Here is a 17,428-nt window from a genome sequence, read left to right as displayed (position 1 = left end):
TTCTATCCTTTCATCATTAAGAAGATTTTTTTCACATACTCATTATACTCCTATTTTAAAAATTTTACAAATATAAATTTTCAGATACAAATTTAACTTAAAAGTTCCATTAATTCCTTATCACTCATCTCAAATAGTACTTTTTCCCCATCTTTGTTTTCCAACAGATTTTCACTCAATTGACGTTTACTTTCCTGAATTTTTATAATTTTTTCTTCAATCGTACCTTCTGTCACAAGTTTTATAACCTGCACACTTTTTTTCTGTCCAATTCTATACGCCCTGTCACTCGCTTGATTTTCTACAGCAATATTCCACCAAGGATCATAATGTATCACGACATCTGCCCCGACAAGATTTAGTCCAGTTCCACCTGCCTTTAACGAAATTAGCACCGCTTGCCGCTCTCCAGCATTAAATTTATTACAAATATCAACTCTTTCTTTAGATTTCACATTTCCATCAATATAAAAATACTCAATTCCCATATCTGCAAGTTCCTTCTCAATTTCCTTCAAAGTACCGACAAACTGTGAAAATATCAATAACCTATGCCCATTTTCAGTTATATCTGGCAAAATATCACGTAACACTTCCAGTTTTGCTACTTCCCCCTTATAGTCCTCCTTAAATAAAGTTGGAGAATTACAAATTTGACGCAGTTTTGTCAAAATTGCAAGTATTTTCATTCGATTATTATCATTTTCGTTAAATTTCTTCATTTCACTCTTAGCCTGCTTAATATAAGACATATATAATTGTTTTTGCTCTGTACTTAACGTTACAACCATATTAGATTCAATTTTATCAGGTAATTCAGTTAGTACTTCCTTCTTTGTTCTTCTTAGCAGAAATGGAGCAATAATTTCACGTAAATTATTTATTTTAGAAGAATTTGGATTTACAATGGCTTCCTTATAAGTTTTCTTAAATTTTGTCAAATTATCGAGGTAACCAGGTATTACAAAGTCAAAAATTGACCACAATTCTAAAATATTATTTTCGACTGGTGTTCCTGTCAATGCAAAATTTACTTTACTGTTAATTTTCATAACAGCCTTCTTTATTTGAGAGGTTGTTGTTTTTATATTTTGAGCCTCATCCAGAACCACCACATCAAATTCCCTATTTTTATATTCTTCAATATCATTTCTCAAAGCCTGATAAGTTGTTATAAGGAATCCCTTCGACCCTTTTGAAATAATTTTCCTTCTTTGGGCTGCCGTTCCTTCAACTAAAACTGGAGTTATTCCAGTAAACTTAATAATTTCTTCCTTCCAATTATAAAGCAATGAACTTGGCACAATAATTAATGCCGAAAAATTTCTATTTTCCTGATAAATTTCATTTAACAGTGAAATTGTCTGTAAAGTCTTACCAAGTCCCATATCATCCGCAAGAATCCCTCCAAACCCAATGTCATACATATTTTTCAGCCAGTTAAATCCTAACTTTTGATACGGAAATAAATTTACCTTTATATTATTAGGTTCAATTTCTTCACGATTTTTTATTTTATGAAATAAATCTTTAAATTCATCTATTTTTACAAGATCTTCCTGAATATTTTTAGAAATTTGTGCAAGCTGAAGAGCTTTTATTTTAGAAATTTTATTTTCTCCAACCTTCAAATTAGAAATGGAATCTACAATTCCAACTAATTCTTCAATACTTTTATTGGCAATTTTTACCAATTCCCCACTTGAAAGAGTTATATACTTTTGTTCATTTTTTATAGCTTCCATCACAATTTCCACATCTTCAGCCTTTATTCCTTCAATATCAAAACTGACATTCAAAAAATTATTTTCAACTTTTTTTATTCCAATATGGACATCAATATTTCGTGCATTTTTTATTTTATTTTCCAAATGAATTTTTACTTTATCCGCATATTTTTTATCAATATACTCTGAAATTTTCCCCAGTCCTTCATAATTCACATTATAAGTACCTTCAATTAATTCCACATTTGTAATAGAATAACCTTCGACAAGCTTTTTCAATTCTTCAAGTATTTTCGCATTTTTTCTAGGAATAAAATATTTCCCATTTTTTTCTGCCGCACAGACAGTATTTGATAAATTTACCTTCACAACTTCCTTTTCATCAGTTTCCGACACAAATATATCAATATTTCCATCTTCCTCGATATATTCTGCAACATTAATATTTTCATAACTTAAAACCGCACATAGTTTTCTATTATCCTCATCTGAAAGCTGATTAAACAGCTCTGTATCTAATAAATCAAATTTCTCAAAAAATCTTTCTTCATTTTTATCCATTTTAAAGACTTTCGTTGTATCATTTGCAAATGTATAAAATGGACTATTTTCAGAGATTTTTTCAATATTTCTTATTGTAATTCTACCATTTTCCATAACAAACAAAGGTTCATAACTATTCATTATCTGTTTAGTTTCCCCCAATAAAACTAAGTTTTTCCCCTTTTCCATAGCCGTAAGCAGTTTATTTAAAAGCATTTCATAGACTTTTAGACCTTTTTTATCTTTAATTCCACTATTTATTACACTTTGAATCTCTTTACTGTATTCATAAATTGCATTGATTATTTTCTGATTAGTTTCATTGAAAAAACAGTTTTTAGGACTGTACGTAATTTTAGAGGTAATTTCATACTCTCTTTCCTTTATGACAGCTTCAATAAATTTCAAAATATCCTTTACATAATATATTTTCTTAAATCCTGTTTTTATCCGTAAAATATAATCTGGCACATTATTTTCCTGATTATAGTCATACCCGTATTTATAATCGCTGTAACTTCCTTCATCAATTTCCACTTCCAGTCGCATTTCCTGCTTTTCCTCATAATCTATATTTTCACTTTCCAGATGAAGATTATAAATTTTGTTAATCTTTTCAGAAATATTTTCTAATATTTCCCCATTATTTTCCACCGCTTGAAACTCAACTATTCCATTTTTCTCTATAAACTCAGCATTTCCAGCCTTTTCTCCATTTTCTTCAAAAAATTCAAATTCAACTGCATTTTTATTTTTTAAATTAATATTTTTCAGATTTTCATTGTCAATATTATATGCTTCCACAGAAATACTTTCTGATTTACCAGAATTCATCGCATTAAATTTTTCTTCCCTAAGTTTAATTCTCTGACGTGATTTATTTTTTCCATTGTCTTCAGTTTCTTTCCTTTTAGCATTCTTCACAGCCTTTTCTTTTTCTTTTTTCCGCTCTTCCTTAATTTGAGCCAGTTTTTTATTATCTTCTTCAAAATCATCCTCAAACATCATTTCAATTTCACCAGTCCCAATAACTTTTGAAATTTTTTCTGAATGATCAGCCATCATTCCCAATGTCACAATATGTTTACAACAATTTTTTTTATTATTTTTAAAAAACATGCAGTCGCAATTTGCCTCTATAAATTTACCCTTTCTCTGCTCAACTGTAATAGAAGTTTTGCACAAACTGTTTTCCTTATACTCCCCTTCCACTGTCATAAAATTCCCGTCAGCAAAAAGTGCAGTTATATTTCCCAAACTTTCATTATAATATTCCTGCCCAATTACAAAAATACTCGGTGTAATTTGTTTTTTTAATTCTAACGAAATACTCTTTTGTTCCATCTTTCTCCCTTACTTTTATTTATATAATCATTTGTAAAAATCTAAAAAATACAACATTTATGCAATTTTATTTTTCTTATTTTTTCCACTTCCTGATGAGTCGTCAAAATCCTTTATAGTTATAAATACTGCTGTTATTCAATATTTCATTACTTTTACAATTGCCTATTTTATTTATATACTCAAACTTAATAATATTTTATCATTATTACTGCATTCTCATCTTTTCCATAGTAATTTTTCCTTATGGAAATTTCCTCAAACCCAATTTTTTTATAAAGTTTTAGTGCCTTTACGTTTTTCTCATTAACCTCCAGTAAAAATTTATTTTCAGAAAAACCTGTTTTTTCTTTTTCCGAAAGATCATTTTCTTTCAAATTTTTCCTATCTTCACTTAATTTTCCCATACTTTCAGTCATCAGTATTTCACCAAAACCTCGCCCTTGATATTTTTTTTCTATTGCTAACTCAAAAATATCCGTGCTCTCTATTGTACCATAAAACACAACATATCCCAACACATTTTTCTTATTTTTCTCATTTTTATCAAAATTTGTTTTTTCTTTTTGCTTTTTTCCAAAATTTTCATCTTCTTTTCTACTCTCATCTTTTAATTTTTTCACAAAGATATTTTCTCCCATAAAATTAAATAAGCAGTATATCTCATACTGCTCACCTAACATCATCTCAGAAAAATACTTATCCCCAACTTTATTTTTAAAGTTTTCATTATGAATCTTTACCAATTCATCAATAATATTTTCCATTTTATTCTCCATTTTTTAATTAATTTAATTATAAAAATAATTATAATTTTATAGCAAGAAACAAGTCACCAAATAAATTATATCATAATAATCCTATTCTATTTAATGGCCACCATCTCACAAGCAATTCCCCTTTAATTCTAGGTTCAGCCACAAGTCCAAAATATCTGGTATCTTTACTGTTTGAAGTATTATCTCCCATAGCCATATAATAGTTTTTATCAAGCGTTATAGTTTCTCCATTTAATAATTTTTTAAATAATTCATCATTATATTTAAAATCCATAATTGGCATAACCATTTCATTTCTGCCTTCCACTTTTAAAGTAAACGTGTAATATTTATTTGTCAATGTATTTCTTGGATCAGCAGTAAATTCATCATCATTTCCAATTATATCCTTAAAGTTTTTATCCGTCTTTATTAATTCTAAAAATTCTTTTCCTGTGATATTTTTAAAACCTTTTCCATCATAATAACTTTCCCAGTCAACTTGCCCAATTAAAGTACCGTCAGTCGTTTGTCCAAATACTTTATCAATTACAACGACTTTATCCAATCTCACTTTGTCTCCTTTTTTAGGAATATAAATTTTATTATTCATAAGTAATCCTTCAGGAAGATAAAATTTTTGCGGTGTCAATCTTTCTAAAACTTCTGATTTTTTATCATTTATCATTATTGCTCCACCAACAGCTTTAACTTTCTCAGAATTAAATTTATCCATAGCTTCGTCATATTTCTTCATTTCTTCATTAAATTCTTTTCTACTATTGGCTGTAGTTGGATATTTTGGATCACTATCAACATTTGCGATCTCAAATTCATTTGTAGTCATTTTTCCTTTTGCAATTTGAAGCGTAGTTCCTGGCTCTCCAACTATTCTTTTTGTATACATCACTTTATCGGTCATTGGCTCCTTAAATGCAATTATTTGACCTACTTTTGGGTCTGAAAAATGATATTTTACCATATTTGTAAAAACTCTATCTTTAACTAATATCGTAGGCTCCATTGAACCTGTAGGAATAACATAATTCCCAATATAAAACATTTGAATAACTGCAACTAAAACAACTGCAAGCAGTGCATTATCAATTCTTGTCAATGCCTTTCCAAATGTACTTCTCTTTCTTTTTTCCTTTGCAATTCTTTCTTCTACTGAAAGATTATCATTTGGAAATACTTTTTTAAATGTTTCTGAAACATCTTCATTTTTTATTTTTGATTCTGTAACAATTTTTTCCAATTCTTTATTACCTTGTACAGCTTCCTTCAAAATTGACTGCTCTGTAATTTTTTCCACTGATAAATCTCTAAATAAATAAATAAGAATCAATGAAATTACAACATTTATTATCAAATAAATATAAAAATTTGAATCTAAAATATTAAACATCAATTTCCCTAAAAATAACATAATAAGATTTAGCAGAAATATCCATTCATGCTGTTTTCTAAGCACATAAACTACAATATTCAAACCAAATACTCCATAAATTCCCCAAACCTTTATCCATATATTTGGATCCTTACTTTTATCTACAATCACGAAAAATACCGCTGTAACAACTAATGCAACTATTGTCAGTACATTTCCAGCCATAAAATTTTTGTCACTTTTTTCAAGCGAAACTTTTTTCAATGTTTCATCCTCTTTCATTCTTATCCACTGAATAACTTGCTTCTCTCTAATAAAGAAATATAGCAAAAACAGCGTCGCAATAATATAGAAAGCTCCCCATAATAATATATTCATAATTTTTCCCTCTCCTAATTTAAATTTTAAAATTTTCAGTTTTATAACAAAACTAATTTAAAACCGAACTCAAAAGTATGACTATTTTACTCAAACTCTAAGTTTATGTGATTTTTAACAGTTCAATTTTGAATGGGTTCGAGTATATGCCATAAAAAAGAAAAAGCTAGCATTTTGCTAGCCTTGAAGCTACTTTCTAATTTCTTTAATTCTAGCAGCTTTTCCTGATAAGTTTCTCAAGTAGTATAATTTAGATCTTCTTACTTTACCAATTCTCTTAACTTCGATTTTTTCTACTAATGGAGAATTTAAAGGAATGATTCTTTCTACACCAATTCCTTGCGATACTTTTCTAACTGTGAAGTTTTTAGCAACACTTCCACCAGAAACTCTAATAACTACACCTTCAAAAATCTGTATTCTTTCTTTGTTTCCTTCTTTTACTTTGTAGTGAACAGCAACTGTATCCCCTGCTTTAAATTGAGGTACGTCAGCTTTCAAGTAATTTTTTTCTACTAATTCGATTAATTTCTCTTTCAAGAAATTCACTCCCTTCTTTTTAAGACATTCTTTTTATCTATACCAGCCTTACCAATTTAAAAACTTTTTTTGCTTATAAATTTTATTCCTGAACTGGTAGCAACAATAAAAGCGGAATATCCCTTTATTCAATAACTTATTAAGTTTACCATATTTTCAATTAATTTTCAATACAATTATAAAAATTTTTTCAACTTTTTTAAAATTTTTTGAATTATTTCAATTTTTCAGCCCACTCAGCTTCCTTAAATCCAACCAGCACAAAATCCTTCCCTACTAAAAGCGGTCTTTTCAACACCATCCCATTGCTTGCAAGAAGCTCAAACTGCTCATTTTCTGACATTTCAGCTAATTTTTCCTTCAAGTTCATCTCTTTATAAACATTCCCGCTCGTATTAAAAAATCTTTTTAATGGCAATCCACTTTCCTTGTAATACCTCTTAATATCCTCCTTCGATGGAGTTTCCTCCACAATATGCTTATATTCATATTCAATGCCATTTTCATCTAACCATTTTATAGCTTTTTTACAAGTTGTACATCTTGGATAACAATATACTTTGTTCATTTTTTTATCTCCTTTCATAAATTTTAAAAATTCAAATTTTATTAAATGATTAATAAACTGTTGACCTTTTCAATCAAGAACTTCCTTCAATCCATCATCTATAACATGAATCATTGGATTCTTAGATATTTCTACCAAATAACCCTTTTTAATCAAGTTTTCTATATGGATTTTCAATTTAGTTCTGCTTATTTCCAATATTTTTGACAGCTCCTTATCTTTTAGAGGAAATTCAGAAAAAATATTATTTTGAATATAGATACACATTATTTTCTTTTCAGGATCATTTAATTCTAAATTACCCAAATAATCACGTGAAAAGTTTAATTTTTCTATTTTATTTTCCAGCATTTCCTTTATGCTTTTTTGTCCTTTTTTTATAAATTCCATCATTCCTTTTATAAAAAATGTCACTTCTCCAAAGTTTTTAGAACTGGAAGTGTTTAAAAATAATTTTGAATATTTTTCCTTTTCCGAAAAAATGGCATATGACAATGAAAGTCCTGTAAATATATCTAGTTTTCTAGCTAAATACATTGAAAAAATCATTCTTCCGCATCTTCCATTTCCATCATAAAAAGGATGAATGTATTTAAAATAATAATGTGCAATACAAGCCTTAAATAAAAAACTTATATCTTTCCTATTTGAAAATTTTATTAAATCTTCTATATGTTTTAAGATTATTTCTTCTGTCAAATCCCCCAAATGTATATTTTTAAATCCGTCTGTAATAAACACCGAATTTTTTCTAAATAACTTCCCGTCTAATCTATTTTCAGGATTAATCAGAATTTCTTCACCAAAAATTTCATCATATATTCTACGTATTTCCTTAGCTGAATCAATTTTTTCTATTTTTTTCTCAGTAATTTGCTTGTATTTTTTTATAATTCCAGATAACCTGTCTATTTTTGTGGAGTTCATACTGTTATACACATCTTTTTTTGTAGTATGAACCCCTTCAATTCCTTCACTTTTTGTTATCTCATTAATCATAATTTCTCTTATACAATATTTTTGAGCTATTTTTGGCAATTCACCAGATAATTTCAAAATTTCCTTACTATTTTGCATAATCTCATCTTGCAACATCAAAATATCATTTATTGGCAAAAAAAATAATTCAACTTCCTTTAAAACTCTTTCCCCACGTAAAATTGGCAAAATATACAACGAAGTTTTATATACACAAGGATTTTCAAGCCTTCTCCTTAACTCCTCCTCTATATTCACCTTCTGATAATATAATTTTGACAATTCTGAATAATTATTCATAAAAAAACTCCTATTTTACATTTTTTTACATTATATATCATTTTTGAAAAAAAATATATTATTTTTTTTATAAATTCAAAATTATTACAAATACTTTTTTATAAAAAATACCTATTCTTTTTTATTTTTTTCTTCCACAATAATCCTATCGAAAGAAATACATGACTCACTATAATAAATACATATCTTTCTTTTTCAGTTGGAGCAAAAAATGTACTATTGCTATCAGAAAAAATATATTTTATAACAAAATATGTAAATATCATTATCATCACAGGTATATTAATTTTAGGATATTTAAGTATTCTTTGTGCCAAAATTCCTGAATAGAATATTAATATTAAAGCCAAAATTAATATTAATGCAAAAATAATATATCCAGATGGATGTATTACTATTGCAAAAATCAATGCAATTCTTGTTAGCATTAGAGGATTTAAAAACTCTTGAATTAATACATATCCTAATATTAGAATAATAGCAACTAATCCTTTCAATAAAAAACTCGATATTCTATTTTTCATTTTAATTTTGCTCCTTAAACTTTTAAAGTTCAAAATCATTTTCATAATACAGAATCTGATTCATATTCCCTTGCAAAAATTCAATCTTTTCCCTAATTTCCTCAGATACAAACGGCATTTTTATATCTGACAGAGTTTCTTTTAAAGTTTGTGTTAACTCCACTATTTGCACTTTATATTTGTCCAGCTTCAAATCATTTGCCATTGCTTTTATACAATCTTCAAGAGTTCCGATTTCATCAACTAAATTAATATTTTTAGCCTCGCTTCCAAGCCACACTCTTCCCTGCGCAATTTTCTCAAGCTCATCTTCGTTCATTCCTCTAGCTGCCATTACGTGTTCTTTAAACTCGCTGTAAACTTCATTCATATTATAAATTATCTTTTCTTTTGAATCTTTACCCAATGTTTCTAACGGATTTAACATATCAAATCCTGCACCTTTTCCAAAGCCTTCCAAATTAATATCCAATTTTTTTATTGTTCCTGCAACTTCAGGATACATCATAACAACACCGATTGAACCTGTCAAAGTGAAGTTATTTGCAAATAATTTTTTTCCAGTTGTAGCAATGTAATAACCTCCACTTGCACACAAATCTCCCATTGAAACATATATCGGCACAGTCAATTTTTTTAATTTCTTGTATATTTTTTCAGAAACTAAAGCACTTCCACCAGGTGAATTTATTCTTAATACCAGCCCTTTCAAATTCTTTATTTCTTTTAATTCCTCAAGTTTTTCACAAACATTATCATAAGTAATATTTTTGTTGGGATTTTTCATATCAATAACGCCCTCAAGATTTATCACAGCAATTGTATCTTTCGCCTTTTCCTTCTTATTTTTTGACATTATAATGTAATCTTCAATTGAAACAGTGTCTTCCTTATAATTTATCCCAATCTCATCATAATCAGCAACACCGTCAATCAATTTATATTCCAAAGCCTTTTTCTTCCCAGCAAATATCAAATTCCCGCTCAATATTTTATTTTCAATATCTGTTCCTCTTTTACTTTTTACCAGTTCCACAAAATCTTTAAAAACTTTATCTTTTATATTTTTAATTGATTCCTTTTTCTCTTCCGACATTTGGTTATGGCTATATTTTTCTCCAGCCACCTTGTAATCACCAATATGAAGTACATTCATTCTTATCCCAAACTTTTCCAGAAATGACTTCAAATAAAATTCCTTATGCAAATATCCCCTAAAAATAATAGTTGACTGCCTTGTATCAAACATATAAATCTTATCCGCAAGTAAAGCCTGTCTATATCGGCTTTCCTCAAAAAGCGTCCCTATTGCCACAACTTCCTTATTTTTCCTAATCTTATCAAAAACTTTAGAAACTTCTTCCAGTTGTGAAAGTGTTAAATTTAACTTATCCACATCAATAATCACTTTTTTTATATTTTTATCTTCCAAAAGATTATTTAATCCTTGCAATATTTGATAATATGATAATTTCTCTTTCCCTTTTAATGCCGACATAGCCACATCTTCCTTTAATTTTTTCACATCAAATACAACAGTTTTTACCTTTTTTAAAGGCAATTTCTTCTTATTTTTTACTCTAAGAATCTTCTTCACAAGAATTAAATTTAAAATTACACACAAAATAATCATTATTACTATTTCTAACAACATTTTCAAAATAAACATCATATCAACTCCTTTTTTTTACTTTTAAACTATTTCACTGGTAATCCCAATCCAAATGCAATACAACATCTTATTAACAATAACAATTCTTTCGTATTGAAAATTAATATTGAAAAAATATTGCCAATTCAAAAAAATGAAGCAAAAATACTAATATCGGACTAGCACTATTAATTTCTATTATCACTTTCCTTGTATACAAAGCTATCGGATACAATACTAATTGTGAAATAAAAAACGGAAACAACGACATCCAATCTGGAAATTTTATTTTTTTGTTTTTATTCAATTTATTACTCCTATCAAAAATTTCAATACTTTATTTTAAATATTTTTTTAACAAAAAATTTTTTTTAAATCAATTAATTAAGCTACATACTACAATTAAATTAAACATGTCGTGATTTTTTGGGAATAAAAACTACTGTTTGAGCTTTTTCAAAAGATTAAAATTACAACCGTCTAAAGAGTTAGCAAAAACTCTTATTAAAAAGCGAGTTTAGTTTTTATTTCAAAAAAATTCTTAGACAAGCTGGGATTAGTGCGTAGCACTTTCGCCTATATCTAAAAATATTATAATTTGAAGAAATTAAAATAACTAATATTGCGAAATAAAAGGGGATGGCGACTGTTCCCCTTTGATTTATAAAAAAAAAATTAATAAAAATCATTAATCCAAAATTCTTAAATATGTATTTCTTATAAAAATAAAAAATTACAGTTCAATTAACAACTTCTTCAATTCATTCATTTTATCCCTCAATTTAATTGCTTCTTCAAAATTAAGCTCCTCAGCCAGTTTTTTAATCTGCTTATCAAGTTTTTTAATTTCCTTTTCCACGTCTTTTTCGCTCTTATACTGCTTGATTGCTTTGTTCGCTTCATTTTCTTTTTCAATTTCATAGTCTACGATTGACTCTGCGATTTCTCTTACGATTGATTTTGGATTAATGTTGTTTTCCAAGTTGTATTTTTCCTGAACTTCACGCCGTCTGTTTACTTCGTCAATGGCTTCCTGCATAGAGCCTGTTATTCTGTCGGCATATAGGATAATATGTCCTTCCACGTTTCTTGCGGCACGTCCCATTGTCTGAATTAAAGATCTTCTGGAACGCAAATATCCTTCCTTGTCTGCTTCCAAAATTGCCACTAATGAAACTTCTGGAATATCCAGCCCTTCCCGCAGCAAGTTTATTCCAACCAGAACATCAAATTCTCCTTTCCTCAAGCCTCTTATTATCTCTGTTCTTTCTAGCGTGTCAATGTCAGAGTGCATATATTTTACTTTTATTCCATATTCCAAATAGTAATCTGTCAGTTCTTCTGCCATTTTTTTGGTTAAAGTTGTAACTAAAATACGTTCTTTTCTTGCTGTTCTAGTTTTTATTTCATCCATCAAATCATCAATTTGATTTTTTGTTTCACGAATGTCGATACTTGGCTCTACAATTCCTGTTGGACGGACAAGCTGCTCTACAATTTCACCATTTGAATGTTCTAGCTCGTAATCGCTTGGAGTGGCTGAAATATACACAGCTTGTGGAACTTTTTCAAAAAATTCCTCAAATTTCAACGGACGGTTATCATAAGCGCTTGGAAGCCTAAATCCATTGTCAATTAAAGACTGCTTTCTTGCCCTATCTCCCTTATACATCCCATTTATCTGTGGAACTGAAATGTGCGACTCGTCCAGAAATACGACTAAATCCTCTGGAAAATAGTCAATTAATGTATCAGGTGCTTCTCCTTCACTCTTCCCAGTCAAATACCTAGAATAGTTTTCCACTCCTTTACAATACCCGATTTCCTCAATCATTTCCAAATCATACTTTGTTCTTTGCTCAATTCTTTGTGCTTCCAGCAATTTTCCTTCTTTCTGGAAAAAATGCACTCTTTCTTCCATTTCCTTTTTTATTGCCTCAAACATCACTTTTGTATCTTCATTTGTCAAATAGTGAGTTGCGGGCATTATTGTGATTCTTTTTATATTTCTAATTTTCTGTCCAGTAAGCGTATTAATCTCTGAAATGCTTTCCAAATCATCTCCAAAAAATTCAAAACGGTACCCTGTATCCTGATAAGACGGATGTAAATCAAGAATATCCCCTTTCACACGGAATTTTCCACGCTCAAAGGCAATGTCATTTCTCTCATATCTAAGTGAAATCAGCCTTTTTATAAGCTCATTTCTCTCAAACCCTGTCTCTACATCAATCGGAATTGATCTCTTTTTATATGCCTCTGGCGACCCCAATCCATAAATTGCCGAAACCGAAGCCACAATAATAACATCTCTTCTGTTCAAAAGTGCCGCTGTTGCCGCATGCCGCAATTTATCAATCTCATCATTAATTGAAGAGTCTTTTTCAATATACGTATCAGTTTGCATAATATACGCTTCAGGCTGATAATAATCGTAATAAGACACAAAATATTCAACAGCATTTTCAGGAAAAAACTGCTTATATTCATTGTAAAGCTGTGCTGCGAGTGTCTTGTTTGGTGCCATTATCAAAGCTGGACGATTTATTTTTTCAATAACATTCGCAACTGTAAATGTCTTTCCTGAACCCGTAACCCCAAGCAAAATCTGATCTGTAATACCATCTTCCAAGTTTTCTACAATTTTTTGGATAGCCTGAGGCTGATCTCCAGTCGGCTGAAATTTTGAATGTATTTTAAAATCCATCTCTACTTTTCCTTCTTTCTTATATAGTATTAGTCATTTGTAAAAATCAAAAAATGTAAATAAATACAGGTTTCTACAATTTAATTTTTCTTGTTTTCTCTACTGTCAGACAAGGTATCTTGACCTCTTGTTAAAGAGAAAGAATATTAAACTGCCAAGCAAGTCTAATTAAAAAAATAACTAAAGTTGCTATTTTATTTTATACCCCATTTCATCAAGAAATTTCTTGTTTTTTCTCCACTTTTTCTTAACTTTCACCCACAATTTTAAATTGACTTTCAAATCAATCAAATGCTCAATCTCACGTCTAGCCTCTATCCCAATTTTCTTAAGCATAGCCCCATCTTTTCCAATAATAATACCTTTTTGACTATCTCTTTCAACATAAATATTTATATCATATTTTCTAATTGTAGGCTTTGTTTCCACATTAATAATTTCCACAGCTACACTATGCGGAATTTCATCTTTCGTATGATGTAAAATTTTTTCTCTGACTGTTTCCACAACGATTTTATTTACTGGCAAATCTGTATAGTAATCTTCTGGATAAAACCACACATCATTTGACAAGTATTTCTCAGCAACTTCAAATATTTTATGAATCCCAATCGCATATTCCGCCGTAATAGTTATTATTTCATCAAACTCTCCCAATTTTTCATGAATTTCCTTTTTCTTCTCCTCAATTTCCTCATCCGACATTTTATCAATTTTATTAATGACAAGAACAATCGGTGTTTTCACACTTCTCACATTTTCATTGACAAAAATATCTCCAGTCGAAATTTCCTGTGTTCCATCCAGCATAAACATTATCAAATCCACATTTTCAAGTGCTTCCAATGCCACATTTGTCATATGTTCCCCAAGTAAATGCTTAGGTTTGTGAATCCCTGGTGTATCTACAAATATAAACTGATTTTCATTAATATTCACAATTCCCTTTATCTGATCCCTAGTTGTCCCAGCCTTATCCGACACAATCGCAACCTTTTCCTTCACAAGCTTATTCATAAGCGTAGACTTCCCAACATTTGGACGCCCAACGATTGTTATAAATCCTGATTTCATTCTTTCTCCAATTCTATTTTTTATATTTTTTTAACAAATTCCGATTTCAGCTTCATTGCCCCAAAACCATCTATTTTACAATCAATATTATGAATTCCATCATCAATTAATCTTATATTTTTAACTTTTGTCCCTCTCTTTAAATCTGATGAAGCACCTTTTACTTTTAAATCCTTTATAATCGTAACATTATCTCCATTTTGCAAGATATTTCCGTTTGCATCTTTTACTACAGCTTCATCACTGCTTTCTTCTTCAGTTTCTGCCCATTCATAAAAACATTCTGGGCAAACTAGCATATTTCCATCCTCATAAACATATTCCGATCCACATTTTGGACATTTTGGTAAACTCATATTTTATCATCCTTTCAAATTTTCATAGTTATTTATTATTATATCACGAAATGAAGAGTTAGAAAACATATTTATTATTTTTGATTTTGAACTTATAATCTATATATTAATTTTCATTTATATTAATTTTTGCAGTAAATAAAGGCATTACAAAAAACGTTGTGAAAAATAATACTCCATAATACAAAAAAACTGTCCACAAAGGAGCCTTTCCATTGATATTAAGCTGTAAAAGCGGTATTTTACTTCCAGCATAAATAAATCCTTCAAATGCTTTGAAAATAATTTCAGTTACAAAAACTACTATTCCATTGAATAATGATAATTTAAAAATATTTAAAAGTACAACAAAAAATAGGCATTGTATAACAACTGTTCCAATTGGAATTCCTACAATGTTCAGTAAAAATGAGAATAATGGCAATTTTTCAAAATAATATAAAAATAGTGGAATACTTGTGATTTGGATTGTCAGGCTTAAAAATATCAAATCAACGATATTTCTTAAAACTTCATTTTTTATTTTATCCAAAACTTTTTCCTGATAAAATTTTTTAAATTCAGGATTTACAAAGATTATTGCTACAACTGCGGCATAAGAAAGCTGCATTGAAATATCAAAAACTGAATAGGGATTTAACACGATTATGACAATAAATGATACTAGTAGAGATTTTTTACTTTCCTCTTCTTCAAAAAGGATTCTTGCTAAAATCATCATCGCTCCCATAATATAGGCACGTAAAATCCCTGGAGAGAATCCGATTAATGCACAATAGAAAGTAAGTGCCACAAGTGCCATTAAATACTTAAACCTGTATCCCAACGACAGCCCATCCAAAATTTTCACAATCCCAATCACAACTAGACTTATATGAGTTCCAGAAATTACAATTAAATGAGCCAGTCCTGTGTATTTAAACTTGTCTTTCATATCTTTAGAAACTTCTGCTTTTTCCCCTAAAACTGCAGCACGTGAAAAAGCATACAAATTTTCATCAGTTATAAACAATTCATCAAAAATATTCAAGATATATTTCCGAATTCCATTCAGCCGTGATTCCTTATATCCCAAAATTTTCCCATCAATTTTAACATTTCCATTTTTACTTATAACCTTCCTAATTTTATACCGCATAAGGTAAAATCCATATTCAAGCCCCTTCTTATTTTCAATGCTCGCCTGATTTTTCAAATATTTATTATTAACCTTCAAGACACTTCCACGATTTCCGTCAATTTTCACATAAAATATCTTTTCTCCAGAAAGTTCCTCCTTAAAAGTAACAAAATTCAGATAAAACATAAACAAAAAAATCCCTAATAGAAGAAAAATCCCAAATTGCCAAGTTCTTTTCACTTCCTCAATTCCAATTTTCATATTAAAAAACTTGAGTAAATTTTGTTTTCTTCGTAGAAGTTCAGATTTTATATACTTTTTCCTAGCCTCTTTCTCCCTCAATTTTTTCATTTCCAGAATATATTTATCAAATTCCTTATTTTCAAATTTAGTTACATTTTCTCGAGTTTTATTGCTGCCACTATTTTTACTTATTTTTGTACTCTCATAATTTTTAAAATTTTCTTTTCTATCTGACTTTTTCACAATTTTACGAAAACTTATATTTTTAAAATCTCTTTTTTTATTGCTTTCTTCTATTAATTCATTATCCTCAATTTTGCCCATTTTTTTCATCTTAAATTTCCTCCTCCCACAAATTAGCCTTTAAGTAGTCATCTGAAAGATTAATCGGCTTTTTAGCCCTGTAGATGCTTATAATTGGATATTTCGCAGCATTTATTGTGTTTGTGGAAATTCTATAATAAATTTTTTCGCCTTTTTTGTCTAACAAATAAATAGAAAATCCCCTTTCAAAATTTCCTTCATTTGTAGTTCTTCTCTTAAAATCAGCATTTTTATTGGAATTATTTGTCATATAAGATAAGTTTTTGGAAATCTCCATTTTATCAATAATATCCTTTTGCCCATTTTTTTCATCTAAAAAATAAGCCATCTTTTCGGATATCTTAAAATCCAGCACATATTCCTTCCTATTGTGTTGTGCATACTGCTGAATTTTCCTAATAAACTGGCTAATATTCCTCTTCTGAATTGCAAACTCCTGATTTTGCCTCTGCTTCTGCAAATTCACAGAAATCATCATAAACAAAATCGCCATAATCGAAATGTACAACAAAACCTCAATAAGCGTAAACCCATTGCTATCCCCTTTTATTTTCATTTTTCTCCCCCTGAAATTAATCTAATTGTTGAAACTATTTTTAATTATATTATACAACATTTTTTCAAAAAATCAATTTTTTTTTAAAATTTTATTAATTTAATATAAAAATAAAACATTTGATAATTAAAAATTTGAAATCAAAAATAATCTAAAACTTAAATTAAAATTTTTTAGAAATTTTGAAAAATATGTTATAATTTTATAGAAAACCTGTTTTAAAATTGAACTCAAGCTACATTTACGCTATTCCTTGTTAAAATAATAAATTTGTTAGAATTTCTGTTTTTAAATTGGAATTTAGTATTAAATAGCAAAATCGTTCAATATTAAAATTTTGAAAAAAT

The 17,428-nt window shown here is 28.7% G+C and carries 14 protein-coding genes; all 14 read right to left on the bottom strand.

Annotated features, from left to right (window positions below):
- Positions 1-92: 92 nt before the first annotated feature.
- Positions 93-3,614, bottom strand: a complete 3,522-nt coding sequence (locus tag F1564_RS04325; RefSeq protein ID WP_018450161.1) for a DEAD/DEAH box helicase — start codon at positions 3,612-3,614, stop codon at positions 93-95.
- Positions 3,615-3,802: 188 nt separating this feature from the next.
- A complete protein-coding gene (locus tag F1564_RS04320; protein ID WP_018450162.1) occupies positions 3,803-4,381 on the bottom strand; it encodes a GNAT family N-acetyltransferase in 579 nt (192 codons plus the stop codon).
- A gap of 82 nt (positions 4,382-4,463) precedes the next feature.
- The gene (gene lepB, locus F1564_RS04315) at positions 4,464-6,140 is read right to left on the bottom strand and encodes a signal peptidase I (protein WP_018450163.1); all 1,677 of its coding nucleotides are present in this window, start codon (positions 6,138-6,140) and stop codon (positions 4,464-4,466) included.
- Between the two features lie 189 nt (positions 6,141-6,329).
- Positions 6,330-6,680 carry a 50S ribosomal protein L19 gene (gene rplS, locus F1564_RS04310; RefSeq protein WP_018450164.1) on the bottom strand — a complete coding sequence of 117 codons (351 nt, stop codon included), beginning with the start codon at positions 6,678-6,680 and terminating at the stop codon, positions 6,330-6,332.
- A gap of 214 nt (positions 6,681-6,894) precedes the next feature.
- Positions 6,895-7,248: an arsenate reductase family protein gene (locus F1564_RS04305; RefSeq protein ID WP_018450165.1), complete on the bottom strand. Its 354-nt coding sequence runs from the start codon at positions 7,246-7,248 to the stop codon at positions 6,895-6,897.
- Positions 7,249-7,317: 69 nt separating this feature from the next.
- The gene (locus F1564_RS04300; RefSeq protein ID WP_018450166.1) at positions 7,318-8,526 is read right to left on the bottom strand and encodes a Fic family protein; all 1,209 of its coding nucleotides are present in this window, start codon (positions 8,524-8,526) and stop codon (positions 7,318-7,320) included.
- Between the two features lie 98 nt (positions 8,527-8,624).
- Positions 8,625-9,050, bottom strand: coding sequence for a hypothetical protein (locus F1564_RS04295; RefSeq protein WP_232053396.1), 426 nt, complete (start codon positions 9,048-9,050; stop codon positions 8,625-8,627).
- A gap of 22 nt (positions 9,051-9,072) precedes the next feature.
- Positions 9,073-10,719: a signal peptide peptidase SppA gene (sppA, locus tag F1564_RS04290; protein WP_018450168.1), complete on the bottom strand. Its 1,647-nt coding sequence runs from the start codon at positions 10,717-10,719 to the stop codon at positions 9,073-9,075.
- Positions 10,720-10,822: 103 nt separating this feature from the next.
- Positions 10,823-11,008, bottom strand: coding sequence for a hypothetical protein (locus tag F1564_RS04285; protein WP_018450169.1), 186 nt, complete (start codon positions 11,006-11,008; stop codon positions 10,823-10,825).
- A 426-nt stretch (positions 11,009-11,434) separates the two neighbouring features.
- Positions 11,435-13,408 (bottom strand): excinuclease ABC subunit UvrB, encoded by a 1,974-nt coding sequence (uvrB, locus tag F1564_RS04280; protein WP_018450170.1) that lies wholly within the window; start codon positions 13,406-13,408, stop codon positions 11,435-11,437.
- 189 nt (positions 13,409-13,597) lie between these two features.
- Positions 13,598-14,482, bottom strand: a complete 885-nt coding sequence (era, locus tag F1564_RS04275; protein WP_018450171.1) for a GTPase Era — start codon at positions 14,480-14,482, stop codon at positions 13,598-13,600.
- 20 nt (positions 14,483-14,502) lie between these two features.
- The gene (locus F1564_RS04270) at positions 14,503-14,838 is read right to left on the bottom strand and encodes a zinc ribbon domain-containing protein YjdM (protein ID WP_018450172.1); all 336 of its coding nucleotides are present in this window, start codon (positions 14,836-14,838) and stop codon (positions 14,503-14,505) included.
- 106 nt (positions 14,839-14,944) lie between these two features.
- Positions 14,945-16,534, bottom strand: coding sequence for a ComEC/Rec2 family competence protein (locus F1564_RS04265; protein WP_018450173.1), 1,590 nt, complete (start codon positions 16,532-16,534; stop codon positions 14,945-14,947).
- 1 nt (position 16,535) lies between these two features.
- Positions 16,536-17,081, bottom strand: a complete 546-nt coding sequence (locus tag F1564_RS04260; protein ID WP_018450174.1) for a type II secretion system protein — start codon at positions 17,079-17,081, stop codon at positions 16,536-16,538.
- Positions 17,082-17,428 lie beyond the last annotated feature (347 nt).

It is taken from the genome of Leptotrichia shahii (genome assembly GCF_008327825.1).
GTDB classification, from domain to species: Bacteria; Fusobacteriota; Fusobacteriia; order Fusobacteriales; family Leptotrichiaceae; genus Leptotrichia; species Leptotrichia shahii.
This window is presented reverse-complemented; position numbering and strand designations above follow the sequence as displayed.

Excerpts from the sequence above, each read along its gene's own strand:
- F1564_RS04320 (WP_018450162.1), bottom strand. The coding sequence starts at position 4,381 with ATGGAAAATATTATTGATGAATTGGTAAAGATTCATAATGAAAACTTT.
- F1564_RS04260 (WP_018450174.1), bottom strand. The coding sequence starts at position 17,081 with ATGAAAATAAAAGGGGATAGCAATGGGTTTACGCTTATTGAGGTTTTG.
- uvrB (WP_018450170.1), bottom strand. The coding sequence starts at position 13,408 with ATGGATTTTAAAATACATTCAAAATTTCAGCCGACTGGAGATCAGCCT.
- F1564_RS04295 (WP_232053396.1), bottom strand. The coding sequence starts at position 9,050 with ATGAAAAATAGAATATCGAGTTTTTTATTGAAAGGATTAGTTGCTATT.
- F1564_RS04270 (WP_018450172.1), bottom strand. The coding sequence starts at position 14,838 with ATGAGTTTACCAAAATGTCCAAAATGTGGATCGGAATATGTTTATGAG.
- F1564_RS04305 (WP_018450165.1), bottom strand. The coding sequence starts at position 7,248 with ATGAACAAAGTATATTGTTATCCAAGATGTACAACTTGTAAAAAAGCT.
- F1564_RS04300 (WP_018450166.1), bottom strand. The coding sequence starts at position 8,526 with ATGAATAATTATTCAGAATTGTCAAAATTATATTATCAGAAGGTGAAT.
- F1564_RS04325 (WP_018450161.1), bottom strand. The coding sequence starts at position 3,614 with ATGGAACAAAAGAGTATTTCGTTAGAATTAAAAAAACAAATTACACCG.
- era (WP_018450171.1), bottom strand. The coding sequence starts at position 14,482 with ATGAAATCAGGATTTATAACAATCGTTGGGCGTCCAAATGTTGGGAAG.
- lepB (WP_018450163.1), bottom strand. The coding sequence starts at position 6,140 with ATGAATATATTATTATGGGGAGCTTTCTATATTATTGCGACGCTGTTT.
- sppA (WP_018450168.1), bottom strand. The coding sequence starts at position 10,719 with ATGTTTATTTTGAAAATGTTGTTAGAAATAGTAATAATGATTATTTTG.
- F1564_RS04265 (WP_018450173.1), bottom strand. The coding sequence starts at position 16,534 with ATGAAAAAAATGGGCAAAATTGAGGATAATGAATTAATAGAAGAAAGC.